The sequence below is a fragment of the Microbacterium sp. ABR10 genome (assembly GCF_057812175.1).
Genome location: NZ_CM173821.1, coordinates 1,996,820 through 2,020,645, shown reverse-complemented (window position 1 = coordinate 2,020,645; position 23,826 = coordinate 1,996,820). Strand labels below are relative to the sequence as shown.

General features: G+C 67.6%; 25 protein-coding genes and 1 tRNA gene. 5 read left to right on the top strand and 21 right to left on the bottom strand.

Features of this window, described 5'->3' with window-relative positions; genetic code table 11:
* Positions 1-22 precede the first annotated feature (22 nt).
* Positions 23-1,462, bottom strand: coding sequence for an APC family permease (locus ACXKZF_RS09390; protein WP_488984035.1), 1,440 nt, complete (start codon positions 1,460-1,462; stop codon positions 23-25).
* A gap of 302 nt (positions 1,463-1,764) precedes the next feature.
* Between ACXKZF_RS09390 and ACXKZF_RS09385 the strand changes: the two genes are divergently transcribed.
* Positions 1,765-3,045: a serine/threonine protein kinase gene (locus tag ACXKZF_RS09385; RefSeq protein WP_488984034.1), complete on the top strand. Its 1,281-nt coding sequence runs from the start codon at positions 1,765-1,767 to the stop codon at positions 3,043-3,045.
* A 58-nt stretch (positions 3,046-3,103) separates the two neighbouring features.
* Here the strand turns inward: ACXKZF_RS09385 and ACXKZF_RS09380 are convergent, their stop codons facing one another.
* Entirely contained in the window at positions 3,104-3,628 is a 525-nt protein-coding gene (locus ACXKZF_RS09380; RefSeq protein ID WP_488984033.1) for a hypothetical protein, read from the bottom strand.
* Between the two features lie 176 nt (positions 3,629-3,804).
* Here ACXKZF_RS09380 and ACXKZF_RS09375 point away from each other — a divergent pair, with 176 nt between their 5' ends.
* Positions 3,805-4,008 (top strand): hypothetical protein, encoded by a 204-nt coding sequence (locus ACXKZF_RS09375; protein WP_488984032.1) that lies wholly within the window; start codon positions 3,805-3,807, stop codon positions 4,006-4,008.
* Positions 4,009-4,316: 308 nt separating this feature from the next.
* On the opposite strand, the gene ACXKZF_RS09370 is transcribed toward ACXKZF_RS09375, so the two are convergent.
* The 12 genes from ACXKZF_RS09370 to ACXKZF_RS09315 form a co-directional block, all read right to left on the bottom strand.
* Entirely contained in the window at positions 4,317-4,685 is a 369-nt protein-coding gene (locus ACXKZF_RS09370; protein ID WP_488984031.1) for a hypothetical protein, read from the bottom strand.
* 4 nt (positions 4,686-4,689) lie between these two features.
* Positions 4,690-5,085, bottom strand: a complete 396-nt coding sequence (locus ACXKZF_RS09365) for a DUF7882 family protein (RefSeq protein ID WP_488984030.1) — start codon at positions 5,083-5,085, stop codon at positions 4,690-4,692.
* Positions 5,086-5,323: 238 nt separating this feature from the next.
* Entirely contained in the window at positions 5,324-5,923 is a 600-nt protein-coding gene (locus tag ACXKZF_RS09360) for a recombinase family protein (protein WP_488984029.1), read from the bottom strand.
* 510 nt (positions 5,924-6,433) lie between these two features.
* On the bottom strand, positions 6,434-6,679 hold the full coding sequence (locus ACXKZF_RS09355) for a hypothetical protein (RefSeq protein ID WP_488984028.1): 246 nt from the start codon (positions 6,677-6,679) through the stop codon (positions 6,434-6,436).
* On the bottom strand, positions 6,676-6,945 hold the full coding sequence (locus tag ACXKZF_RS09350) for a hypothetical protein (protein WP_488984027.1): 270 nt from the start codon (positions 6,943-6,945) through the stop codon (positions 6,676-6,678). Before ACXKZF_RS09350 ends, ACXKZF_RS09355 begins: the two co-directional genes overlap by 4 nt.
* 81 nt (positions 6,946-7,026) lie before the next feature.
* Complete coding sequence (locus ACXKZF_RS09345) at positions 7,027-7,575, bottom strand: hypothetical protein (protein WP_488984026.1); 549 nt, start codon at positions 7,573-7,575, stop codon at positions 7,027-7,029.
* Positions 7,576-7,594: 19 nt separating this feature from the next.
* Complete coding sequence (locus tag ACXKZF_RS09340) at positions 7,595-7,747, bottom strand: hypothetical protein (protein WP_488984025.1); 153 nt, start codon at positions 7,745-7,747, stop codon at positions 7,595-7,597.
* Positions 7,744-8,166, bottom strand: coding sequence for a hypothetical protein (locus ACXKZF_RS09335; RefSeq protein ID WP_488984024.1), 423 nt, complete (start codon positions 8,164-8,166; stop codon positions 7,744-7,746). The genes ACXKZF_RS09340 and ACXKZF_RS09335 overlap by 4 nt, the downstream gene beginning before the upstream one ends.
* Positions 8,163-8,720, bottom strand: a complete 558-nt coding sequence (locus ACXKZF_RS09330; RefSeq protein WP_488984023.1) for a hypothetical protein — start codon at positions 8,718-8,720, stop codon at positions 8,163-8,165. The genes ACXKZF_RS09335 and ACXKZF_RS09330 overlap by 4 nt, the downstream gene beginning before the upstream one ends.
* Positions 8,721-8,914: 194 nt before the next feature.
* Positions 8,915-9,658, bottom strand: a complete 744-nt coding sequence (locus tag ACXKZF_RS09325; protein ID WP_488984022.1) for a hypothetical protein — start codon at positions 9,656-9,658, stop codon at positions 8,915-8,917.
* 433 nt (positions 9,659-10,091) lie between these two features.
* Positions 10,092-10,403, bottom strand: a complete 312-nt coding sequence (locus ACXKZF_RS09320) for a hypothetical protein (RefSeq protein ID WP_488984021.1) — start codon at positions 10,401-10,403, stop codon at positions 10,092-10,094.
* A gap of 245 nt (positions 10,404-10,648) precedes the next feature.
* Positions 10,649-11,746: a tyrosine-type recombinase/integrase gene (locus ACXKZF_RS09315; protein ID WP_488984020.1), complete on the bottom strand. Its 1,098-nt coding sequence runs from the start codon at positions 11,744-11,746 to the stop codon at positions 10,649-10,651.
* 192 nt (positions 11,747-11,938) lie between these two features.
* Between ACXKZF_RS09315 and ACXKZF_RS09310 the strand changes: the two genes are divergently transcribed.
* Positions 11,939-12,856, top strand: coding sequence for a cation diffusion facilitator family transporter (locus ACXKZF_RS09310; RefSeq protein WP_488984019.1), 918 nt, complete (start codon positions 11,939-11,941; stop codon positions 12,854-12,856).
* A 56-nt stretch (positions 12,857-12,912) separates the two neighbouring features.
* On the opposite strand, the gene ACXKZF_RS09305 is transcribed toward ACXKZF_RS09310, so the two are convergent.
* Entirely contained in the window at positions 12,913-15,396 is a 2,484-nt protein-coding gene (locus ACXKZF_RS09305) for an ATP-dependent DNA ligase (RefSeq protein WP_488984018.1), read from the bottom strand.
* Between the two features lie 133 nt (positions 15,397-15,529).
* Positions 15,530-15,997 (bottom strand): deaminase, encoded by a 468-nt coding sequence (locus ACXKZF_RS09300; RefSeq protein WP_488984017.1) that lies wholly within the window; start codon positions 15,995-15,997, stop codon positions 15,530-15,532.
* Between the two features lie 183 nt (positions 15,998-16,180).
* Here ACXKZF_RS09300 and ku point away from each other — a divergent pair, with 183 nt between their 5' ends.
* Positions 16,181-17,035: a non-homologous end joining protein Ku gene (ku, locus tag ACXKZF_RS09295; protein ID WP_243222151.1), complete on the top strand. Its 855-nt coding sequence runs from the start codon at positions 16,181-16,183 to the stop codon at positions 17,033-17,035.
* A 3-nt stretch (positions 17,036-17,038) separates the two neighbouring features.
* Here the strand turns inward: ku and ACXKZF_RS09290 are convergent, their stop codons facing one another.
* The 3 genes from ACXKZF_RS09290 to ACXKZF_RS09280 all read right to left on the bottom strand — a co-directional run bounded on the left by ACXKZF_RS09290 (position 17,039) and on the right by ACXKZF_RS09280 (position 19,595).
* The gene (locus tag ACXKZF_RS09290) at positions 17,039-17,803 is read right to left on the bottom strand and encodes a DedA family protein (RefSeq protein ID WP_055953878.1); all 765 of its coding nucleotides are present in this window, start codon (positions 17,801-17,803) and stop codon (positions 17,039-17,041) included.
* Between the two features lie 48 nt (positions 17,804-17,851).
* A tRNA-Leu gene (locus ACXKZF_RS09285) sits at positions 17,852-17,933 on the bottom strand.
* Between the two features lie 51 nt (positions 17,934-17,984).
* Entirely contained in the window at positions 17,985-19,595 is a 1,611-nt protein-coding gene (locus ACXKZF_RS09280) for an amidohydrolase (RefSeq protein ID WP_488984016.1), read from the bottom strand.
* 72 nt (positions 19,596-19,667) lie between these two features.
* On the opposite strand from ACXKZF_RS09280, the gene ACXKZF_RS09275 reads away from it, so the two are divergent.
* On the top strand, positions 19,668-20,690 hold the full coding sequence (locus tag ACXKZF_RS09275; protein ID WP_488984015.1) for an NADPH:quinone reductase: 1,023 nt from the start codon (positions 19,668-19,670) through the stop codon (positions 20,688-20,690).
* Between the two features lie 178 nt (positions 20,691-20,868).
* Here ACXKZF_RS09275 and ACXKZF_RS09270 read toward each other — a convergent pair whose 3' ends face one another.
* Positions 20,869-22,455: a M28 family peptidase gene (locus ACXKZF_RS09270; RefSeq protein WP_055953888.1), complete on the bottom strand. Its 1,587-nt coding sequence runs from the start codon at positions 22,453-22,455 to the stop codon at positions 20,869-20,871.
* A 90-nt stretch (positions 22,456-22,545) separates the two neighbouring features.
* Positions 22,546-23,781: an MFS transporter gene (locus ACXKZF_RS09265; protein WP_488985982.1), complete on the bottom strand. Its 1,236-nt coding sequence runs from the start codon at positions 23,779-23,781 to the stop codon at positions 22,546-22,548.
* Positions 23,782-23,826 lie beyond the last annotated feature (45 nt).

The window sequence follows — 23,826 nt, the reverse complement described above, 5'->3', positions numbered from 1 at the left end:
GCGCGCTCATGATCGCAAGACGTCAGGGCGTGGCGGCACGGCCGGGCTCATCGTCCGCCCCGGGCTGCTCGTCCATCACGCCCGGTCGCAGCCGAAGCAGCAGGACGAAGTACACGCCGCCCACGACGACGAGCCCGAGGACGATGAGCACGGGAACCAGGGCATCGCCGGGGGTGACGAGGGCGAGCAGGGCGAAGGCGATCCACACCAGCGCCGCGCCGGCGACGGGGACCTCAGCGCGCCCGAGACTGAAGCCGCCCGCGCGGCGCTCGAGCCGACGGCGTACGACCAGGTAGAGCACGACGACGCCCGCGTAGATGAGGGCGGGGAGGATGGTGCTCCCGATGATCAGCTGCAGGAGCGCCTCTCCGGGCAGGACGAGCATCAGCACGCACCCGATGGCGACGATGAGCAGGGTGGCGAACACCGGCGTGCGGGTGCGCGCGTCGACGCGACCGATGAGGCGCGAGGCGGGGAAGCGGCCGTCGCGGGCCATGGCGAAGGCCTGTCGGGCGGCGGCGGCCAGCACCACGGTTCCGGCACCGAACATCGAGAAGGCGATGCCCGCGAGCAGGATCAGCTCCCAGACGGGTCCGAGCTGTCCGCGGATGATCGCGGCGACGGGGGAGGGGTCGCTCGTGACGGCGGCCACGTCTTGGATCGACACCGTCAGCGTCAGCAGGAACGCGAATCCGGCGACCGCCGCCGCGACGACGGATCCGACGATCGCGCGCGGAACCGCTCGGTAGGGATCTTTCGCCTCTTCGGCGAGGTTGGCCGCGGAATCGAAGCCGACGAGGGTGGTGAGCCCCATCAGCATGCCCGCCATCAGCCCGCCGCCCAGGGCGAAGTACTGCGGATCCGCCTCGGCGACACCGCGCGAGACGAGGTTCTGCGGCTGCACGGTGCCGGTGGCGAGGGCGACGACGAGGAGCACCACCACGAGCACCGCGACGATCGCCAGCTCGACGGCCACCGCCGCCGATGTGACCATGCCGAGCAGGCGCGTGGAGACGATGACGAGGATCGCCTGAACGGCCAGGATGACGAGTGTCAGCCAGCGCGCGACGTCCTCGTCGGCGCCCATTCCCAGCAGCGGCATGATCGCTTGACCGGCGAGCGCGTTGGCGATGGCGACCACCGCGATGGCGAGGAACCAGAACGACAACCAGCCGAAGAACCACCCCACGCGGGGTGAGGCGAGCCGGGAGGCCCATTGGTACGACGAGCCGCTGAGGGCGATGCGCGCCGCGAACTGCGCGACGACGAGTGCGACCAGCGTCTGGCCGGCACCGACCACCACCCAGAGCCACACACCCACCGGTCCCGAGGTCTGCAGCATCTCGCCGTAGGTCGCGAACACGCCGACCACGACCGAGATGAAGGCGAACGAGATCGCGAAGACCTGGAACCCGCCCAGGGAGCGCGTCAGTGGCGGGCGCGTGGCGGTGGTCTCATCCATCGGAATCCCTCGTTCGGGCCGTCGGCAGCCCTTCCCCGAAGGTGGCAGGCGCGGTCCGTCCTCACAAGGTCCTCTAGCGGTCGTGTCCGCAAACGGACGCCCCCGAGTCGGCGATGCCCGTGAGTGACAGCGGTTCTCGTTCCCGACTTATCGTCAGACCCGTCCAATGTTCTAGAAAATGGACGATCCCTCAGGGGCCTTCAGCGTAGCCCGTGGCCACGGCAGTGGACACGAATTGGACACGGACGGCTCTCGATGACGTGTCGAGGACGTGGCAGAGCGGCGCTCGGTAGCCTGGGGCCGTGGAAACGGTGGCGCTGGAAAGACTGGGACGGTTCGAGCGGGAGTACGAGAACACGCCGGTCGATCCGACATACCTCGACATCTATCGGCGTGAGGAGATTCTTCCCAACGCCTTCGCGTTCATCCACGCGGGGCTCGACGCCGAGTTCAAGTGGATGAACGTGAAGGCCAGGGGAGGACACGGTGGCCACTTCAACGCGGACAACTCGCGCAATCTCCTCGACCTCATCGACCGCATTCGAGAAGTTCGGACCGCGCTCGATAAGGCGGGTCTGGGGTTAGTCATCAATCCGGAGTACGAGCGGGTCCTCGATGGGGCTGCGAAATGGCTTAGCAGCAGCGGGGGAAGCGCAATCCCCGAAGGCTTTACCCCCATAGAGGTGGAGAGCTATGCGCCGGTCTTCCAGCTTCACGATCATGCAGTCAAGCTCGATGACTCCCGCACAGCGAAGCTCACGCAGGTTGGAGAAGGTGCCTTTGCGCTGGTGCATCGCTTCACCGATCCCAACTACGGCTTGACCTTCGCGCGAAAGCGTCTGAAGCCCGGGTCGGACCAACGCGAGAAGGAGCGGTTTCGCCGTGAGTTTGACCTGATGAAGGACCTTCAATTCCCGTACGTCCTGGAGGTGTACCGGTTTGACGAGTCCGACTGGTCCTACACGATGGAGTACTGCGACGCTTCACTGGAGGCTTTCGTCGCCGAGAAGAACAATCAACAAGCGTTCGGGTTCCTGACTCGAAAGCGCATCGCGCTGCAGTTCTTGTACGGCCTCAACTTCATCCACTCGCGGAGGCATCTTCATCGCGACATCAGCACGCGCAATGTGTTGCTGCGCACATTCGGGGGCTCGGCGGTTCTGGTGAAGCTCTCTGACTTCGGCCTGGCGAAGCAACGGGGGTCAGACTTCACCGTTACCGAAACGGAGATGAAGGGCACCAAGATCGACCCCGCCTTGGGGTCGTTCAAAGAGTTCGCGGCGGTCAATGACATCTACGCTGCGGGCTTCGTCCTGCTCTACATCTTCACCGGACGTAAATCTGTGACGAAAGGCATCGACCCCCGGGTGGAGCGCATTGTCCAGAGGTGCATCCATTCGCAGCCCGAACAGCGGTACCAGTCAGTGAAAGAGTTGCTGGCCGACGTGGAGGCGCTTGATGCTCCGCAACCCGAAGCTCAACGGTCGTCTGCTGAGCGCCCCCGCCCTGCTGCGATGCCTCAGGCGGTTCAGGACATGTTTGGGCTCATCGATCAGGCTGGCAGGAAGGAGACCCCTGCCTAGCCAATGAGACCGCGGCCCTCCGGGGGCGGCTGGAGACCTGACAGAGCGGGTCTGGCCGTCAGTGAGTACCGATCTTGTGCCATGAGACGTTTCCGACCGTCATCCCAGCGTCGAAGACCACCTCAGCCACATTCAAGATGTCTGCGGTTGAGGCCTCGGAGATCGAGCCGAGCTTTCTGTTGCGCACGCTGAGCATGCCCTCTGAGAGGTGGCCTCCGATGGCTCCGTGGAGGACGCCGTTCCGTTCCTGAAGAGCGGTCGCCGCCTTTTCCAATACCTCCAGTGCGGCTGTGTCCTCGGTCGCCTCCAGCTTCACGAGAGCCTTGCACCGCTGGATCATGGCCATTGCCGTGAGGTCCCTAGTCATGACCCGACCGCGCTCGTAATGGGCGAGCCCGAACAGTAACTCGATGAGCGCGGTCTCGATCTGCTGCTCCAACAACGCGGCCCAGTACGCGACGAGTCCCAAGGCCTGCTGAGCATCGTCCGAGAGGACGGTCGATTCGACGTACCAGATCGTCGTCAAGCCGTCGTCGTCGTGCCACTGCACCTGGCCGTCCACAACCTCGCGTCGCTTCATCATGCGCCGATTGTGGCACTCCGGCGGGATCCCGACCGAAGCCCGAACCGCCTGAGATGTCGGAGGTGTGACCTAGCGTCCGGGGTGTGCCTTCCCGACGCCTCAGCCCCAGGACCAGGCTCGATGTGAGCCTGTCCGCGACGATTACGCGGAATCTTTTCGTGCGAGATCCAGCGCCGGTGATCGCCCAGCTGCGCGCGCTCGCCGTGGAGGAAGACGAGCTTCTGGCCCAGGTGGCCGGCACGTGCTCCGGCTACTACGAGGGCAAGCATCATATGGCTTTGTGCGACGCGCTCGCCGCCGAGATCGAGGGCGCGGCCCCGTGGGTCGAGGTCGGTCGAGAACGTCGTTCACGGGGCGTCCACGGTGCTCCGCGCACATAGCTGTTCTTCTACCTCGGCCCGCCACACATCGACCCCGGCCCGGTCGTAACGTCCCCTTGCGTCGGGGAGGGGTCCGACCCCGGACTCTGACCATTCGCGCACGGTTCGTGCGGAGACGCCCAGTCGGCGCGCCGCTGCTCGGGCTGAAAGGGTCGGCGAGTTCTTCATGGACGAAAGCATCGGGCCAAGCTGCACGCCGTAACCGAGATTGACGATTGGAGTCACCCAACCAGGCACTGGGTTTCACCCGAAGCGGTGGTTCCATGCTCCACTAAGCACCTGCCGCAATCGCGCTCCCCAGACAACCCTTAGTGGTTTCCGCTCTCGCGGTCCCATTCGAGGGAGCGCCACTGCAGATAGGTGCAGAGGTTCTGTGCCACGACGAGTTCCGCGGCCAGGCTCGCCAGCTGGTGTGGGCTCAGGGTCTGGTCAGTTTCCCACCCCGTCAGTGTCGCTTCCCAGTACGGGTTGTCGTAGCTGCGGGGCTGCAGGGAGACGCTTGCGGGCACATTCGCGAGACGCATGATGACGAGTCCCGTGTCCTGCTCGTCGTCGTCCTCTTGCGACGCGACACTCACGGTTCCGGCGTACAGATGTCCCTCTTGCTTGAACGCATCGACCCACGCTTGGAGCCGGTCCTGACTGCGACGGGGAGGCGAGTTGTCCAGGTCGTTCACCTGCTCAGTCTTGCACCCCAAGGTGCGGCACCTCAGGCGGGCCGTTCGAAGGCACCTCGCTGAAGACCATTGGCTCGACCGGCGGTCCGCTAGGCGCGCTGCCGGGGTCCGGCTCCGGGCAGACGTAGAGACCCCGGCCGGAATTCGCGTTGTAGGTCAGCGCGTGCAACCACGCCGGGTTCAGCTGCGGAGTACGCCCACCGTGATACTTGAATACCAGCGAGACATTCGGGTGAATGTAGACGGTCGTACGTCCGCCTCCCGTGCTCAGGTCGTCTTTCCACGAGAACGAGAACGACTCGCTACGCCTGACCTTCGCCAAAATGACGGCCTGAAGATGAGCTAGTATTCGGTCCTCGAAATCGACCTTGATGTCGCTGTCGTAGATGAACTTGCCCACGACGATTCCTTTCTTTCGAGGAGGACCGCGCATCGTGCTTCATGGCGAGCAAAGCTGGGGACGACATCGTGGACCTTCTCGACCTACCTTTATAACGTGCCTCACATGAGCAAGACGCACCAGCCGTTATCCAGAACCTCTCGCTGTGCCATCCACAGTTGCATCCGCCGCATGGAACGAGGAATGGCCGCCAGGACGCCGTGCGCGACGATCTGAGGGCCTTGGAGGGTTCGGGGCTCTACTTGGCGGGAGCTTTGGTGATTCGGTAGACCGTTGCGATGGACACGCCCAGGGTCGAGGCAATCTCGCGGATGCTTTCACCTGCGTCGCGGAGTGTCTGCGCCTTGCGGGCCTTCGCGGAATCGGTGACCTTCGGGCGTCCCCCTGTCCTCCCCTGCGCCTTCGCAGCGGCGAGGCCCGCCACGGTGCGCTCGGCAATGATGTTGCGTTCCATCTCCGCGAAGATCGACGCCATCTGAAGCATGGCGCGGCCCATGGGGGTGGCGCTGTTGAGGCCGTCCGAGATCGACTCGATGTTGATCCCACGCTCGGTGAGGTCGGACAACAACTGTGCGATGTGCAGGGAGCTGCGTCCGAGGCGGTCGAGGCGGTAGAGGACGATAGTCACCTCGTGTCCCGCTTCTCGTTCCGCGTAGGCGTCGGCCAGCATTGCGTCGAGGCCCGGGCGGCTGACCTTCGTGCCACTGACGCCGTGGTCGGAGTAGCGGTTGCGACGGAGTACCTTCGCGCCGTCGAGGGCGTCCAGTTGTAGCTGCTCGTCCTGCGCCGAGGTCGAGACACGGGTGTAGCCGAGGCGGATACTCTGCGAGGTCGTCATGTATATAGTATCTCATAATCTCATACATTTGCGCGACTCATTCTCGTCTGAGATCTGACGAAGGCCTCACCGCTACTCCAGACCCGGAATTGCGCGGGACCGTTCTCGCGGTCGGGGTTCTCGTCTCGGCTTCGTTTCTGAGAAGACGAACGGCCCCCGACCTCGGCTAAGAATCGGGGGCCGTCGCACCTGGGCCGTTCGCGTGACCAAGAGGCCCAGGGATCAGGCCGCACCCCCTCCCGAGGGATCTACTTCATGACGGTCTCTTCCTACGAGTGGGAGGGGGTGCGGGGTCAGGGTGCCGAACCCCGGGGGAATCCTCCGGCTCATGCCGACGCGCATGTCGCACGTCCGGACGAGAGCCCCCGGGTCGGCGGGCACGAAAGGCAGTGCCCGTCTGAGGTGGGGCCGTCGCCATGGTGGGTGAACTACTCCCACGCCCGCGAAGGAAGTCAGGCTACGACGGCCCCGTGCCCGCGCGTTCAACGCACGCGGGCGGTCTGTGTTGAGCTAGGTGGTCGAGCGGAAGTACGCCGCGCGCAGGGGGGCCTGCACGGTCGCGGGGATCGAGATCTCTTCGCCGCGGGGGCTGAGACAGTGAACACGCCCCGCGGTTAGCACGTAGGTCAGGCCGCGTGGTCCTGCGGCCAGGGTCGCATCGGCGGGGGCTCGCAGGGTGAGCGCGCCGACACGGATGGTCTTGGGACCGACTGGGATAGTGATCTTGGGGAGAATGCGGGGGTGCTCGTCGTTCACGCTGCGACCTCCTCGGCGTCGGCGGCGCGTCCCAGCAACACCGCGAGATCATGCAGCGACATCACGGCGAGGGCATCGACCGGCCCAACCTGGGGCTCGTAGCGGTTCACAACAACCACCGGGCGAAGGTCGCCAGCTTCGCGCGCGTGACTCCGGGCGGCGGCGAGGTTGAATCCCGCCTTTGTGAGGTTCTGCGCGGAGACGGTGATCCAGGCGTGACGGTTCACCAGATCCGGCCCGGGGGCGTCGAGGTCGGCGGCATCCACGGGAAGATTCTCGAAGTCGAGGATGCGTAGGACGAGAGACTGAAACACTTTACGCGCGGAGCGCTCGGGACGGTCCACGGGTCAGTCCGCCGTGCTGCGATAAACCGCGCGGGGCTGCTGCGCACGACGGTGCAGGTCTTCGGCCTGGCGGCGCTCTGCGGCGCGGTCACGGTACTGCGTGGTCTTCGCCTGGGGTGCGGCCCCAAAACGCTCCGAGATCGCCTTGTAGCGCTCCGCGCGCTCGACGGGATCGATGGTGTCGGCGGCAACGGCGCGGGCCTGATCGCGTTCGAGAATCCAGATTGCGTCGCCCCGCTGCGACCATCGCTCCACGTCGAGCGTGCCCCGGTGCCAGCGCTGCTCACCCCATCGGCGGATCTGCTCGGTGGGGTCGTCCACGAGGGCGAGAACGTCGGCGCGGTGCTCCAGGGTCGCGGCGGTCACCTCGATTCGGTCGCCGCGCGTATAGGTGCGGCTCAGGTCAACCAGAGGCTTGCCGAAGTTCTGCGTGCTCCCGGAGGTGAGGCACGTGATGACCTCACCGACTTCCCACGCGGAGCCCTGCTCGGGGGTGTCGTCGGACAGGAGGTCGTCGAAGTCGTCGAGGTCGGCGGTGTCGGGAGTGCTCATGATGATGTTCTCCAGGTGCTCAGTCGGGGGAGGCGTTCGTGCGGGGCGGGCGGGTCAGGGCGTCGATCTGGGGCTCGTACGAGGCCGCGATGTCGCTCGTGCTCAGGTGGTGCGGCGCGGTCTGGCGGGCGAGGTCGCGGCGGAGGGGGCCATGGTCCAGGTCGCCGGTCACGTCTCGGCCCCCTCAGGCAGGAGCAATGCGAAGTGGTCGAGGTCCTGGCGGATCTGGCCGAGGAGGCGCGATGCGAACTTTTCGCGCTCGGTGGGCGTGCCGGTGTCCATGAGGTCGTGAAAGGCGAGGAGGTGCGCGGAAGAACTCAGCCACTCGGCTCGCACGTACAGCTGCTCGTAGGCGCTCACCGCCTCACGCGCCCCAAGGCGACGACGGAAGTCGTCTTCGCGCGCACCCATGGTGCCTCGGTCGTCCGGCTTCAGAAACGGTGTCTCGTTCAGGTGGTCCGCCAGGGCGCGGGCGATACCCGGGGTGGGAACTGCTACCGACAGGACGCCCCCCATGTGGTGGTCGCGCAGGGTGCGGAGGAGGTCGCGGGCGATGCGCTCGGCTTCTGCCTTGTCGTAGTTGTCGGTCATGACTGCTCCTCGGTGTCGTCGGCGCGGAGAATGGCCGCGATGTCCAGGAGGCCGCGGGCCTCGGCATGGTCAGCCATTTCGGGGATGAGGTCGGGATGAGTTTCGAGAAGGTCCTCGACGGCCTTTGAGAGGCGATACGCCTTGCGTCGGGCGTCCTTCGCTGCGGCGATGTCCGCGGTGAGCGCGTCGGCGTCCAGGCCCAGGTCGCGGAGGGTGCCGACCGCCCGCAAGGCGGTGTCGGACACCTGAGCGCCGAGACGGTTGTTCCCTCGGGAGTACTCGTGTGCTGCGGCGGCGCGGGCCAGCTGAAGCAGAGTGACGGTTGAGTCAATGAGACCCAGTGCGGCGGTGTCGGGGTCGATCACAATGAGGCGTGCGGCTTCGTGACCGGCCCGACGATGACGCCCCAAGGCATCCACCGAGACGTTGTAGCGACGTGCCAGTGAGGTGGCGGATTCGCCCTCAGCCAGCGCGACGCGGAGCGCTTCGGCGTGCGGCGAGGCGCAGATGGTGCAGACTCGCTCGCCGTTTGCCCTCGTCTGAATGGTCCTCATGCAATGTCATATCGGCCCCTCGGCCCTCGAAGTGCGCAATCTGCGGAAAATTCTTGTCATCGCCGCTCATCGGCATGGGTCTGCACGCTGTGACAGCTAAATCATTAGCACGTATGACGGCCATGGCCGAGATCCGGGGTCAGGGCCGCTGCTGCGCTCGCCGCATCTCGGCGCGCATCCGCTAGGAACTGTCCTTAGAGTCCGATGACGGCGAGCATGTCGCTGGCGTGGTCGTATGCGTTCTGTTCGCGCTCAGCCCTGATATCCAGTAGGACTTGCTCCAGGTACTGGATGGGTTTACCTGTTGCAATTGACACGATTGGGTTGTTGGCACGAACGGAGTTAGCTGCAACGGGTTCGGGCTTATTAGCACGAACGGAATTAGCGCGTTCGGCGTCGATGTCGGCCATAACCGAATCCAGGAAGTCGGGCTCAGCCTGCATACGTGCACGTTCGGCGCGGAGCCGCCCGATGGTGGCCGGTGAGCATCCGAGCCGTTCGGCCTGCTCGGTTTTGCTCAGGTGCTCTAGGCCGTCAAGGTCTTCCGGCTTGTGCACGGGTGGGCGCTTGCCTCGTGCACCCTTCTTGTGGCCGGACGCCTTCCCGCCGTTGCGTGCGCGCTGCACGCGCCTGTCGTACTCGGCGGGGTCGTAGGCGGAGAGGGCGAAGACGGCGGCATCCTGCGCCTTGGCGGCGTAGTCCGCGTCCGTGCAGTGCGCCAGGGCCTTCTGATGGGTCTCCATGATCCAGGCCTCCAGCTCGTCAACAGTGGGCCAGGACTGACCAGCTGCGTCGAAGTCACGGATGCGGCGGAGGGCGTTTCGCCCCATCCAGCGGATGACGTGAGTGCTGTGGTTCCAGTAGCTCTTGGCGTGACCGGAGGAGTTCTCTCGACGGTGCAGAGCGATGCGGGGCTGTGGGTAGGGGTAGAGCTTCATGACCGGTCCAAAGGTCTCATCTTGTGAGCTACCCCCTCACCGACGATGAATCGGGAGGCGACCAGTCCGAGCACTACTCGAACGATTCCGCGTGATCTGGAATCAAGCTGTCGTGTAGAGATTATCCCACGAGAGGGGGTAGTCAAGTAAGAGCAGAGGTGTGTTGGAGTTCATGACCATCTTCCCCTGGAAGATAGGTTCATTTGATACACCTACACCTAGTTGGTCTGATACACCTACGCCTAGCTCATCTGATACGGGCTGAAACACACGCATTTAGCTGCAACATGAGCCAGTGCTAGTTCACTTGATACAGGCAATTCCCTGTGCCCCCGTCCGATAACCGGTAACGTAGAACTCGAATCCGGTCCAACGTGTTCATGAAGGCCCCCACTGTGCGAGATCCAGTGGGGGCCTTCGTCATGAGGTGGGCTCAGGGGCGCATGGGCCGGTCCAGCTTGTCAACGAACGCCAGCCGCTCCTCCCTGTCCATGATGAAGGGGTATCGGGCGAGGGTGGATGCCAGCTCCAGGCGCTGCTCATCGTCGAGGTTGATCTCGATCACCTGCCGGTGGAGGGCGCTGTCGATCTCGAAGCGGAGGCCCCACTTGCTGACCCGAAGGCGGGTCCGGGACTGCCCTTCGTCGTGGCGCTGCGTGTCGGTCAACTCTCCGGTGTCGATCACCACGACGCCCTCCTGCCAGTTGCGGCGGGTCTCCAGGACGATGCTGAGGTGGTCCTTCATGGGTCACTCCTTCTCTGCTCGGCGCTTCCGAGCTGGGAGACGGTTCCACGCCTTCACGATGTCCACGAGGTAGTGACTGTCAACGCGCACGGCCTCAATGAACTCCTGCTCCAGGGCGTCTAGCCTGCGGTTGGGCAGCCGGTGACGCTCAGCCTTCGCGCGCTGAACCTTGCAGGGCGTGCACCGGCACCCCTTGCGCCGGTAGGCCACGCTGCACGCCAGGCCAGTGGTGGGGCAACGGTCGCTCATGTCCTGGCCCATCTGGGCGCAACTGCGTTGGCAGCGTGCATCGCTCCGCGTTCGTCCGAGGAGTGTTGGTAGCCCATGGCCACCCGCTCGCTCTTATGTCCGGCGTGTCGCATGATGTCGGCAAGCGTGACGCCAGGCAGCTGTCCGTATTTGGTCAGCGCAACGTGGCGGCAATCGTGGAGGTGCATCTGGTCGAGCCCCGCGGCGGCGCGAATGGGTCGGAAGATGCGTTCGGCGCTGTCGATGCTCAGGCGCGTACCCCGCGTGTTTCGGAAGATGGGGCCTTCCGGTCCCGTCGTGATGTACCACGTTTGCAGGATCTCTTGGACCCACAGGGGCAGCGCGATGGACCGGGTGTCGTACTCGCCGCTCTTCGTGCCGTCCAGAAGGCCCAGGGGCGTCAGGTGACGCACAACGTGCACGCGGCGGTCCAACAGTTCGACGTGCTCCCAGTCGAGCGCCAGAAGCTCACCGATGCGCAGGGCGGTGCCAGCGAGCACCTGGAGGATCACGAGCATCTGAGGATCGGCGGTCGCGGCCAGGATCTTGTCTACGTCCTCGTCTGTGAAGGTGGGGCGCTTACGGTGAGCGGGTCGGGATGCGCCCTTCACGCGGCAGGGGTTCCGCTGGATCAGCTCATCATCCAGGGCCACCTCGAAGACGCTGTGTAGGAGCCAGTACATGTTGGAGCGGTGGGCCGGAGTGCCGGAGCGGGAGTTCCACCAGGCGCGTACGTCGGCCACGGTGATGTCCTGCACGTACCGGTGCCCGAACGTCTCATTCAAGGTGCGTAGGTGATTCAGCCGCTGGCGATACACCACGGGCCGATACCCGTAGGGCTCCCCGGGGCGGCGAGTGTGAAGCCACGACTCCGCAAACAGGTCGAAGCGCTTGCGCGGGTTCTCCCGGGCCTCCTTGGCTGCGGCCTTGGCTGTGAGCTTCGCCTGGTGCTCCACGTGGAGCTGGCCCAGCAGGGCCTTCGCGGCCAACTCAACCTTGCGGGGCGTGGTGTCAGTGACGCTGTGTCGCGCACCGTCCGGGCCGGTGATCCGGATTCGATAGTTCCCGCTCGGCAAGAGCTGTGGCTTGTTCATGTAGTGCTCCTCTCAGGGTGTTCTACGCACCTGAGGGGGTGATCGACCAACCGTCATCGAAAGGGGCAACTGGACACGACCGGTCACGCTGAGCCGTTCTCCCGCATGATTTCGCGAACCATGCGAGCGGTTCTCATTCCCGACTGCCGCGGAAACACGCGCGGTGTCGGGGGTCGGACCTAGCCTGGACGCATGCACGATCACGCGCCCGCCGCCGGCGTCCGCGATGCCGGTAACTCGCGCCTGCTCGCGACCGCCCTCGCCCTGACCGCGACGGTGATGGTCGTGCAGATCGTCGGTGCGATCCTGTCGGGTTCCCTCGCGCTCCTCGCCGACGCCGCGCACATGTTCACCGACGCGGCGGCCCTCGTGGTCGCCCTCGTCGCCACCTCGATCGCCGCACGCCCCGCCGACGACCGCCGCACGTACGGTTACCAGCGCGCCGAGGTGCTCGGGGCACTGGTCAACGGCGTCATCCTGATCGTGCTGTGCGCGTGGGTGGGGTTCGAGGCGGTGCAGCGGCTGCTCGCACCGGCCGAGGCAGAGGTTCAGGGCGGGCTGATGCTCGTGGTCGCCGCCGTCGGCATGGTCGCGAACGCCGTGTCGATGTGGCTCCTCGGTCGCGCGCAGAAGCGCAGCATCAACGTGCGCGGTGCGTACCTCGAGGTGCTGGGCGACCTCATCGGGTCGGTGGCGGTCATCGTCGCCGCGATCGTCATCTTGACGACCGGGTTCGTGCAGGCGGATGCCATCGCCTCGCTGTTCATCGCGGTGCTCATCGTGCCGCGGGCCATCGGGCTGCTGCGCGAGGTCGTGGTCGTCCTGACCGAATCGGCGCCCGTCGGGGTGCACGTGGCCGAGATCCGCGACCACCTGCGCGGAGCCGACGGCGTGGTCGACGTGCACGACGTTCACGTGTGGCAGCTCACACGCGGAGCGCCCGTGTTCAGCGCCCACGTCATCGTCGAGGACGCCGCGCTGAGCGACGGTCGTTCGGCGGCGATCCTCGCGTCGTTGCAGACGTGTCTGGCCGACCACTTCGACGTGGAGCACTCGACCTTCCAGCTCGAACCCGCCGGCCACGTCGAGCACGACTCGCGGCACGCCTAGCCCCGGAGTCGATCGCCGCGCCCGGTGGCTCCGACAGCCCTGCGGACCGGTAGGGTTCAGCCCTCCCGCACCACCTCGTCCGGAGTTTTGTCGAGCCGCAGCCCTCGCCAGCGCGCTTGACGCAGGATGCCGCGGGGGGTGAACTCCGCGAACTCCACCTCGCCGACGAGGTCGGGCCGCACCCACAGCGCGTCTCGGGCGTCGGCTGCGGGCACCCCGACGAATGGGTCGGTGTCGGTGCGCCGGGGCTCGAGCAGGGCAGTGAGACGGGCGAGGGTCTGCTCGCCGAAGCCCGAGCCCACGCGCCCGGCGTACTGCAGCCCGTCGGGCGACGGCACCCCGACCAGCAGCGACCCGATGGTGTCCGCGCGGTTCCCCTTGCCGGGGCGGATGCCGCCGATCACGACCTCTTGCGTGCGCGAGTGCTTGACCTTCAGCCACTGCTCCGAGCGCGTTGCACGCCGGTACGCCGATGCGGGGTCTTTGACGACGACGCCTTCGAGCCCGAACCGGCCGCTGGTGGCGACCGCGGCGTCCACGTCGTCGAAGACGGGCGGCACCACCACCGGGGTGCCGGCTTGCGCGGCGAGGGTCTCGAGCAGCGAACGTCGCTCGGACAGGGGAAGGGATGCCACGTCGCGCCCATCGATCGACAACACGTCGAAGAGGTAGAGCTGCACCGGCGTGCGCTTCGCCTCGTGGGAGATCTCGCGCGGTTGGGCGAGGTTCATGCGCTTCTGCAGGAGGGGGAAGCTGGGGCGCCCCTGGGAGTCGAGCGCGACGATCTCGCCGTCGACGACCGCACGTCGCGGCCCGAGGCCCAGGTCGACACCGGTCAGTTCGGGATAGGTCTGGGTCAGGTCGTTGCCGTTGCGGGAGCGCAGCCGCAGGCGCTCCCCGTCCCAGATGCCCAACCCCCGGATGCCGTCCCACTTCATCTCCACCCACGGAGCGCCCCATCTCGAGGCCGCGGCGCGGGCGAGACCCGCGGTCGCGGCTGTGGCGAGCATGGGCCGCAGGTCGGCCACGGTGGGCGCGGTGTCAGGCGCTCTTGTCGCGGACTCGTCCGAAGCCCGTATCGGGGTCGATGCGTCGTCGGGTGCCGCGTGGCGTGGGCGACCGGCCGTGGTGCCGTGATCCAGAGCCACCACCGGCGCCCCGTCGCCCTGTGGTCGGCCCGCGGCATCCGTCTTCATGCGATGCAGCAGCCACTGCGACTTCTCGCCCCGCCCCTCGGTGCGGATCAGGGCGAGTCGCACCCGTCCGAGCGGGCCGTCGTCGCGCCCGGTGAGCGTGGCGATCACCTCGTCGTCACGCCACTTCTCGAGCTCGTATGTGCCGGTGTCCCACACCGTCATGACACCCGCGCCGTACTCGCCGCGGGGGATCTCGCCGGCGAAGTCGAGATACTTCATGGGGTGATCCTCGGTCATCACGGCGAGACTGTTCTTCGCCGTGGTCGGCGGTATGCCGCGGGGGACCGCCCAGCTCACCAGCACGCCGTCGTGTTCGAGCCGCAGATCCCAGTGCAGGCGGCTCGCGTGGTGTTCCTGGACGACGAACCGGGGGAGCCCTTCGGGGGCGGGGTCGCCGTGCGGCGCGTCGGGGACGGGCTCGGGCGTCTTGCCCGCGGTGCGCTTCGAGAGGTACGCGCGCAGCGGGCCCGCGTCGCGCTCGAGGGGCGCCAGCGGATCTCCGGTGCGATCGAGGACCTCGCTGAAGAGCAGATGGCTGAGCCCGGGATCTTCGAGCTCCTCCCAGGTGCGGGGCGCGGCGACGGTCGGGTGCGAGCGTCCCCGCAGGGAGTAGGGCGCGATCGTCGTCTTGGACCCGTTGTTCTGGCTCCAGTCGATGAAGACCTTGCCGGGTCGAGCGGCCTTCGACATCTGGCTGACCACCAAGTCGGGATGGTCGGATTCGATCGCCCGGGCGAGTTCCTTCGCGATCGCGCTGGCCGCGTCGCTCGATTGGCGACCGTCGAGGTGGGCGTACAGGTGGATCCCCTTGCTGCCGCTCGTGACCGGCAAGGGGTCGAGCCCGATGTCCCGCAGGATCGCGCGGGCCCACCGGGCGACCTCGGCGCACTCGGCGAGACCGACGCCGGGACCGGGATCGAGGTCGAGCACGAGACGGTCGGGGTTCTGACGCTCGCCGTCGGGCGAGAACCGCCACTGCGGCACGTGCAGCTCGAGGCTCGCGACCTGCGCGAGGTAGACGAGTGTCGGCAGGTCGTCCACGAGCGGATAGTCCTTGGCGCCGGACGAGTGATCGATGGGGAACCGACGCACCCACGCGGGCGCTCCGGGTTCGAGGGCCTTCGCGAAGAACGGCTCGCCCGGGTCGGAGTCGGTGCCGACCCCGTCAGGCCAGCGCTTTCGGGTGACCGGGCGTTCGGCGACGTGGGGGAGCAAACGCTGTGCGATGCGCGAGTAGTAGTCGATGACCTCGCCCTTGGTGGTCCCCGTCTCGGGGTAGAGCACCTTGTCGAGATTCGACAGGCGCAACCGGCGCCCGCCGATCCGCACCGTCTGCTCCACCATCGCCCCAGCGTAGGGCGGGAACGGCTCCGGATGCCGAGGGGGTTGCGGGACCGAGGCTCCCGCCGAGGGTCCGAGCCGCATCGGGCCGCCCGGACGAGGTCGCCGGGCGCGCGACGTCACCCGGCGTACCGGATCAGCGTCGAGCGACCTGGAGATGCAGTCGTTCGAGCTCAGCGGCGAAGGCTTCGAAGGGACCACGCGAGGTGAGACCCGGTGCGACGTCGTGGATGGCGAGGGGCCGGATCGGCGCGGGGGCCGCGCCCCACGAGGCGCGCCACCGCGTCAGCTGGGCGGTCGACCCCGCGAACACGATGGGGCCGAGTCCCGCCCACGCGTGAGCTGCGGCGCACATGGCGCAGTGCTCGCCCGAGGTGTAGACCGTCATCGCCGCACGCTCGGCCGCGGGATGGTGTGCGACCGCCCACCGCACGAGGGCGATCTCCGGATGTGCGGTCGGATCACCCTGACCGACTCGGTTGCGCTCTTCCCGGAGGATCCGCCCGTCGCCGTCGACGAGGAGCGATCCGAAGGCGTCGTCCCCGGCGTTCACCGCCTCGGTCGCCAATTCCACGCATCGCTTCAGCGCGTCGATGTCGTCCATGGGTTCCTCTCTCCGGGGGTCGTGGCACGTCGGGCGGGTCTGCCGCTCACGGGTGCAGTGTCCATCTTGTCGTCGTGATGCCCGCCTCCCGGCGGCTTGACGACCGAGCCTGTGCAGGGACCGGGACCCTCCCGTGACGCAAGGGTCTCGGCATCCCCCGTCGTTTCGGTGTTCACTGGACCCATGCGATCGATCTGGAAGGGTGCCCTGACGTTCGGCCTCGTCAACGTGCCCGTGAAGGTGTATTCGGCCACCGAGGATCACGACGTCTCCCTTCACCAGGTGCACAACAAGGACGGCGGGCGCATCCGCTACCAGCGCATCTGCGAGGTCGACGGCGAGGTCGTGCCCTACGGCGACATCGACCGCGCCTACGACGACGGCGAGCAGACGGTCGTCTTGACCAAGGACGACCTCGCGTCACTGCCCAGCGAGCGCAGCCGTGAGATCGAGGTCGTCGAGTTCGTCCCCAGCGAGCAGGTCGATCTGCTCACCCTCGACAAGGCGTACTACCTCGAGCCCGACTCGTCGTCGCCCAAGGCGTACGTGCTCCTGCGCAAGACGCTCGAGCAGACGGACCGCACCGCGATTGTGCGCTTCTCGCTGCGGCAGAAGACGCGGCTCGCCGCTCTCCGGGTGCGCGGAGACGTGCTCGTTCTGCAGACGTTGTTGTGGGCCGACGAGGTGCGCGAGGCGGCGTTCCCGGCGCTCGATGAAAGCGTGCGGATCTCGGCCAAAGAACTGGAGATGTCGGCATCCCTCGTCGACAGCTTCTCGAAGGACTTCGATCCCGAGGAGTTCACCGACGCGTATCAGGCGGAGCTGCGCACCCTCATCGACGCCAAGCTCGAACAGGGCGACGCGATCGACACGGATGCCACCTTCGGAAAGCAGGAGGAAGACGACGGCGGTGAAGTCATCGACCTGATGGAGGCGCTCCGCGCGAGCGTCGAGCGCAGCCGGGCGGCACGGGCGGGGGACGACGACAAGGCCGCCGACAAGAAGCCGGCGGCCAAGAAGAAGACGAAGGCGTCCTGAGCCTCAGCGCGCCGGGCGGTCGCCGTCTTCGAACGACTTCGGGTCGAGCGTCAGCGCCTCGGCCTCGTCGTGGGTGACGGTGTCGTGTCCGGCTGCCGCATCGCGCTTGGCGGCGGCGCGCTCGCGGAAGTAGTGGAAGACGACGAAACCGACGGTGCCGACCACCACCGTCAGGAGGATGACGTCGATGTACTCCGCGACGAACTCGCCGACGCCGGGGATCAGGCTGAGCAGGTAGCCCGCGACGGTGAGGCCGAAGCCCCACAGAAGGGCGCCGATCAGATTGTAGAGCGTGTACTTCCACTTGTTCATGTGGCCGACACCCGCGGCGATCGGCGCGAACGTGCGCACGATCGGCACGAAGCGGGCGAGGATCACGGTGAGTCCGCCGAAGCGGATGAAGAACGCGTTCGTGCGCTCGACGTTCTTGCGGCTGAACAGACCCGACTCTTTGCGCTCGAAGATCGCGGGCCCCGCCTTGTGGCCGATGAGGTAGCCGACTTCGCCACCGAGGAAGGCCGCGAGGCCGATCAGCAGTCCGGTGATCCAGACGTTGACTCCGAAGACCCCGTGAGGCGGGTGCGTGACCGGGTTCGACAGGATGCCCGCCATGATGAGCAACGTGTCGCCGGGCAGCAGGAAGCCGATCAGCAGACCGGTCTCGGCGAAGACGATCAGACACACGATGACGAGGGCCCAGGGGCCGGCGGCGTCGATGATCGTCGCGGGGTCGAGCCACGGGAGCAGTGCGGCGGTGGTGTGGATCACATCGGTCCCGTCGGGTCGGAGAGGTGGTGCGGGTGAAGCGGCCAATCGTGCGGAAGGGGGGACTTGAACCCCCACGCCCGAAGGCACAGGAACCTAAATCCTGCGTGTCTGCCGATTTCACCACTCCCGCGAGTGCGTTCAGTCTAAACGGGACGCGCCCGCGCTCGATGTGAACGAGCCGTCAAAGCGCGAGCACCTCACCCGCCACCACGGTCGCGTTCGTCCGAGTCTCGTGGATGTCGACGGACGGGCCGGTGAACGGATCGCGGTCGGCGATCGCGAGGTCGGCCGCGGCGCCCGGAGCGAGGGTGCCCGCACCGATACCGAGAAGGTCGGCCGAGCCGCGCGTGTACGCGTCGAGTGCCGCGCCGAGTGAGAGGGCGTGCGCGGCGCCGAGGGGCTCGGCATCCGCTTCTCCCGGGGGGCGACGGGTGACGGCCACGTGGATGCCGAGCCACGGGTCGAAGGTGGAGACGGGCCAGTCCGACCCCATCGCGAGCGCGGCGCCGGCATCGCGGAGGGCCGCGAACGGATAGAGATCGTCGGCGCGGTCGGCGCCGAGCAGGGGCAGGGTGACCTGACGAACGAGGGCGTTGGCGCACGCCCAGTACGGCTGGCAGTTGGCGGTGACCCCCAGCTCGGCGAAGCGGGGGACGTCGTCGGGGGCGATGAGCTCGAGGTGGGCGATGTGGTTGCGCACGCGGGCGCGGTGATCGGCCGGTACGGCGGCGAATCCGTCGAGCGCGTCGTGGACCGCCGCGTCGCCCAGGGCGTGCACGTGGACGGCGACACCGGCGGCGTTCAGCGCGGGTACCAGCTGCTGCACGAGCTCGGGCGCGAAGTACGACAGGCCATGCGACCCGTCGGGATAGGGGTGGCAGAGGTGCGCGGTCCGCGTCTCCACGATGCCGTCCAGCATGAGCTTCGCCGTGCGCGTGGGAAACCCGGCCGCCGTGTTCGCGCGGGCGCGCTCGAGGCAGGCGGCGACGAAGGCGTCGATGGTGTCCGATGTGAGGTTTCGCGGCACCCAGATGGCGCCCGTCGCCCGCCCGACCAGCGATCCGTCGCGCAGGAGCGAGAGGTACGCGTGCGAGAAGTCGGGGTAACCGGCGTACTCTCCCAGCGCAGCTTCCTGCCAGCCGGTGATGCCGGCGGCCAGTGCCGACCGCGACACCGCGAGGAGAGCCCGCGCGATGTCCGCGGTCTCGTGCGGGGGGATGTGCGGAGAGACCAACTGCATGGCGCCCTCGCGCAACGCGCCGCTCGGTGTGCCGTCGGCCGCGCGTTCGATCCGCCCGTCGGAGGGATCGGGGGTGGCGCGGTCGATGCCCGCGGCGACGAGGGCCGCCGAGTTCGCCCACCCGCCGTGGTGGTCGGCGTCGAGCAGGAAGGCGGGACGATCCGGAACCAGTGCGTCGAGGTGGGCGGCAGTGGGGCCGGTGGGAGGGAAGAGCGTGGGGTCCCATCCTCCGCCCACCACCCACGAGGCACCGGATCCGACGGCGAAGGTGCGGATGCGCCGGTCGATCTCATCGAGCGTGTCCGCGCCCGCCAGATCGCAGCGGAGGGCGTCGACCGCCCCACCTCCGAGGTGGAGGTGCGCATCGACGAACCCCGGGGTCACGAGTCCGCCGCGCGCATCGAGCTCGTCGTCGACCCTCCCCAGGGTGTCGCGCACGTCGCGGTACGAACCGACGGCGACGATTCTGCCGTCGCGCACTCCCAGGGCGTCGGCGTCGAGGACGTTTCCGGCGGAGAAGAAGACGCCGTTGGCGACGAGAAGGCTGCTCACGGCTTCAGTGTGGCGGGAGCCTTCGCGACACGCCGAAGGAATGCGCGCACCGCCTCGGGCGCTTCCCTCCGTATGCAGGCGATCACGTACTCCCAGACCGGTGACTCCTCCGTCCTCTCGCTCGTCGAGCGTCCTCTGCCCGACCCGGGTCCCGGCGAGGTGCGCGTGCGCATCGCCGTGTCGGGGGTGAACCCGACCGACTGGAAGGCCCGACAGGGCGGCCGCCCGTTCTCGTGGGATGAGGTCACACCCAACCAGGACGGCGCGGGAATCGTGGATGCCGTCGGCGACGGCGTCGACACCCCGTCGACGGGTCAGCGGGTGTGGGTCTACCTCGCCCAGCACGAGCGTCCCACCGGCACGGCCGCCGAGTACGCCGTGATCCCGGCCGCCCGTGCGGTCCCGCTCGCTGACGACGCCTCGTTCGCCCTCGGGGCTAGTCTCGGCGTCCCGGCCATGACGGCCCACCGCGCCCTGACCGTGCACGAGCACGGGCCGTCCCGACTCGCGCCGGGAGCCTTGAACGGACGCACGGTGCTCGTGCAGGGCGGCGCCGGCGCCGTCGGCCACGCGGCGATCCAGCTCGCCGCGTGGGCAGGCGCGACGGTGATCGCGACCGTCAGCAGCGATGAGAAGGAGGCGCTCGCGCGCGCTGCCGGCGCCCACCACGTGCTGCAGTACCCGAGCGACGCGCTCGCCGACGGCATCCGCGAGCTCGCACCGAACGGCGTCGAGCACATCGTCGAGGTCGCCATCGCCGACAACGCCGCCCTCGATGTCGAGGTGATCGCCAACCACGGCTCGATCGGCTACTACGCCGATAACGGCGGTGACCAGTTCAGCGCCGCGGTGCGGGCCAGCTTCGCCAAGAACGTCCGCTGGCAGGGTCTGCTGCTGTACACCGTGGGCGAAGACGCGCTCGCCGCCGCCGCAGAAGACGTGTCGGCAGCCGTCGCCGACGGAGCGCTACCGGTCGGAGACGACGCCGGGCTGCCCCTGACGTGGTTCCCTCTCGCCGACACCGCCGCCGCGCACGACGCCGTCGCGAACGGCGCGACGGGGAAAGTGCTCATCCGCGTGAGCGACGCGGAGTAACCGCCACACACGAAACCGCCGGGGCCGCGCGTGATGCACGACCCCGGCGGTTTCGTCCGTCAGGGGGAGAGGAAATGTTGCTCAGGCCCCGTGGCGAGCCGCCCAGGCGGCAACGGTCCGGGGCGACACACGCCGTGAAGACGAGTGTCACCCCGCGCCGATGGGGCTGTGTCGAGCGTCAGAACTCGTTCGACGCGTGCGGCACTGACATCCCGCCTCCGCCGACGAAGGTGCCGGCGGGCGGAGCGGGCTTCGGGAGCGGGATCGGCAGCTTCTTGCCCGTGACACCGTTGACCGACTCTGTCGAGTACGCGTACGTCAGGAGCGCGGTGGCGAGCGCTCCCGTGTTCACGTACAGCGACTTCTTCGAGAGGTTCGCGAGTGTGTCACCCACCTGGTGGTAGTTGGGGTCGAACGCGGCACCCGCCGTGCCACCCCAGAGCGCAGCCTGTTGAGGGGTTTTGATCTCTTCGGCACCCGTGAACAGGCCACCCGAGGGGATTCCGTTGTTGATGAACGCTTCGTAGTCGCTGCGACCGTTGAACTCCGAATCGTCATACGGGAGCCGCAGGGCCGTGAAGTAGCTCGCGAACAGGGACTCGATCGCTTCGGATCCCTCCGGCACTTCGACAGGCGCCTCGAAGGATGACTCGTCGGCGTCGTAGACGGTGTAGACGAAGTTCGGCGACGCGATCATGTCGAAGTTCAGGTAGAGGGCGATCTTCTCGATCTGGTCGGGGGCGAGCCCATCGACGTACGAGGTGCTGCCGACCAGGCCGGCTTCCTCGGCTCCCCACCACGCGAACCGCAGGGTGTTCTGCGGGGTGACGTTGCCGAGCGCCTGGGCCGCGGACAACAGGGCAGCCGAGCCGCTGCCGTTGTCGTTGATGCCCGCGCCTTCGGCGACGCTGTCGAGGTGCGCACCCGCCATGACGACGTTGTCCGCATTCTTTCCGGGCAGCTCCGCGATGACGTTGACCTGGGGCTTGTTCACCGGAGGATCGATGGACAGCGTCGCAGTGGTGCCGACGGAAAGAGCTTCGCCGTCGGCGAAGCTCGTCGTCACCACGGGGATCGTCAGCGGAGCCTCATCGGGCGTGCCGAGGAGCGTGCCGCTGAAGAGCGGCTCGCGGTCGGGCGTGTTGCCCTGATTGAAGATGATGACGCCGCCGGCTCCGGCGGCCTCGGCGTTGACCGCCTTCTGCCGGAAGGAGCACGTGCCCCTCTGGACCAGAGCGATGGCGCCCTCGGGGAAGGTCGCGAAGTCCTCCGGTTCGCACCCGCTCGTCACGGGGTCGCGCGGCAGGTCGAGAACGGTGTCCACGGCGACGACGTCACCCGTGACCGACCCGTAGCCGGTGCCCGTGGCTTCGAGAGCCACGTAATCCGCCTCGGCCGGCGAGATCTGCTTCAGGACGGGAGGCGGAGAGACGAAGAAGTCGAACTCGTCGTACGACACCTTCCAGCCTGCCTTTTCGAGGACTCCCGCGACGTAGGCCACGCTGGCGTCGTAGCCGCTCGTGGTCGCCGCGCGATTGCCGTCGTTCTCATCGGCGATCTTCTGGAGCGCTTTCAAGTGCGTCGCCGGATCGACCGACGCGATACACGCCTGCATCTTCGTCAGTGAAGGTGCGGAGAGCGTGCCGCAGGCACTGGGGATCGCGGCCGTTGCGGCGCCTGCCGGCGCCACCGCGAACGCGGCTATGAGGGCGGCGGCGCCGAGAGCGGCGATGCCTGTGCGAAGTGGAGCTCGGGATTGGGACATGGGGGGAATCTCCATCCTGTGAACTTGCTTTGCACGGAGGCTAGCCGATGGTGACGCGCACGTCGCCCCCTTCCGTGCTATCCGGCCGGCTCATCGCGTGCGCGGCACATACCGCGGCACCCACCGGACGAACCCGATGATGCCCAGCACCGCGATCGCGCCCATCGCACCGACCCCGACCGAGAGCGACGCCACCGCCGTGAGCGCCGACACGAGCAGCGGGGCCAGCGCCCCGCCGCCATCCGTGAGCGTCCGCCACGATCCGAGGAAGGCGGCGGGCTCGTTGGGAGGGGCGATGTCTGCGCCGAGGGTGAGCAGGATGCCGCTCGAAAGCCCGTTGCCCACACCGAGCACCGCGGCGAACATCGCGTACCACATGGCTGCGGAGCCCAGATCGTGGGTGAACGAGAGCGCGATGAACCCCGCGCCCATGAGGATCATCGCCGGCAGTGCCGCCCACAATCGCCCGAAGCGGTCCATCACCTGACCGCTGGCATAGAACAGGGCGAAGTCGATCGCGCCCGACACCCCCACCACCACCGCGATCGTGCCGGCATCCAACCCCAGCGAGACACCCCATAGCGGGAGCACCACCTGGCGGGCCGACCGCACCGCTGAGAGGGAGGCGGCCGCGAGCCCGAGTCGCGCCAGCACCCCGCGGAATCGCCACATCGTGCGGAAGACCCCCGCCCGTTCAACCGTGGGGATGGCGCCGGTCACAGGCTCGCCACTGTCCTCGGCCTCCCCGGTCGCGGTGGGTGGCCGCGGCGTCGAGTCCGCCCCGACGGGCACGGCCCGCTCGGGGTCGGGACCGAAGAACACCAGCAGGATGGTCGCGACCTGGCACACGGCGAAGAAGACCACGGATGCCGTCTCGTCGCCGAAGATGCCCAAGAGCGCCGCAGAGATGAACGGCCCGACGAACATGCCCGCCCGGAAGGTACCGCCCAGGAGAGACAACGCCCGGGCGCGGAAATGCAACGGTACGCGCGTCGTCATGAACGAATGGCGGGCCAGCGCGAACGCCGCCGCGCAGAAGCCGATGAGGAACACCGCCGCCGCGAACACGGCCAGCGACGAGGCGAAGACGATGCCGACGAGACCGGCCAGCACGACGATGCCGGCGACACCCATCGTGACGCGCTCACCGAATCGGGCCACGGCCCACCCCGCGGGGATGTTGCCGCACAGCTGGCCGACGACCAGGGCGGCGGCGACCAGGGCCGCGAGGGCGACGTCGGCCCCGAGCCGGTCGGCGATCACGGGGATGAGGGGGATGACCGCGCCCTCGCCGACCGCGAAGAGCAGGGTGGGTCCGTAGATCATCGGCGCGAAGCGCACCAGCACGTTCCGGGGAGAGTCGGCTGTCAC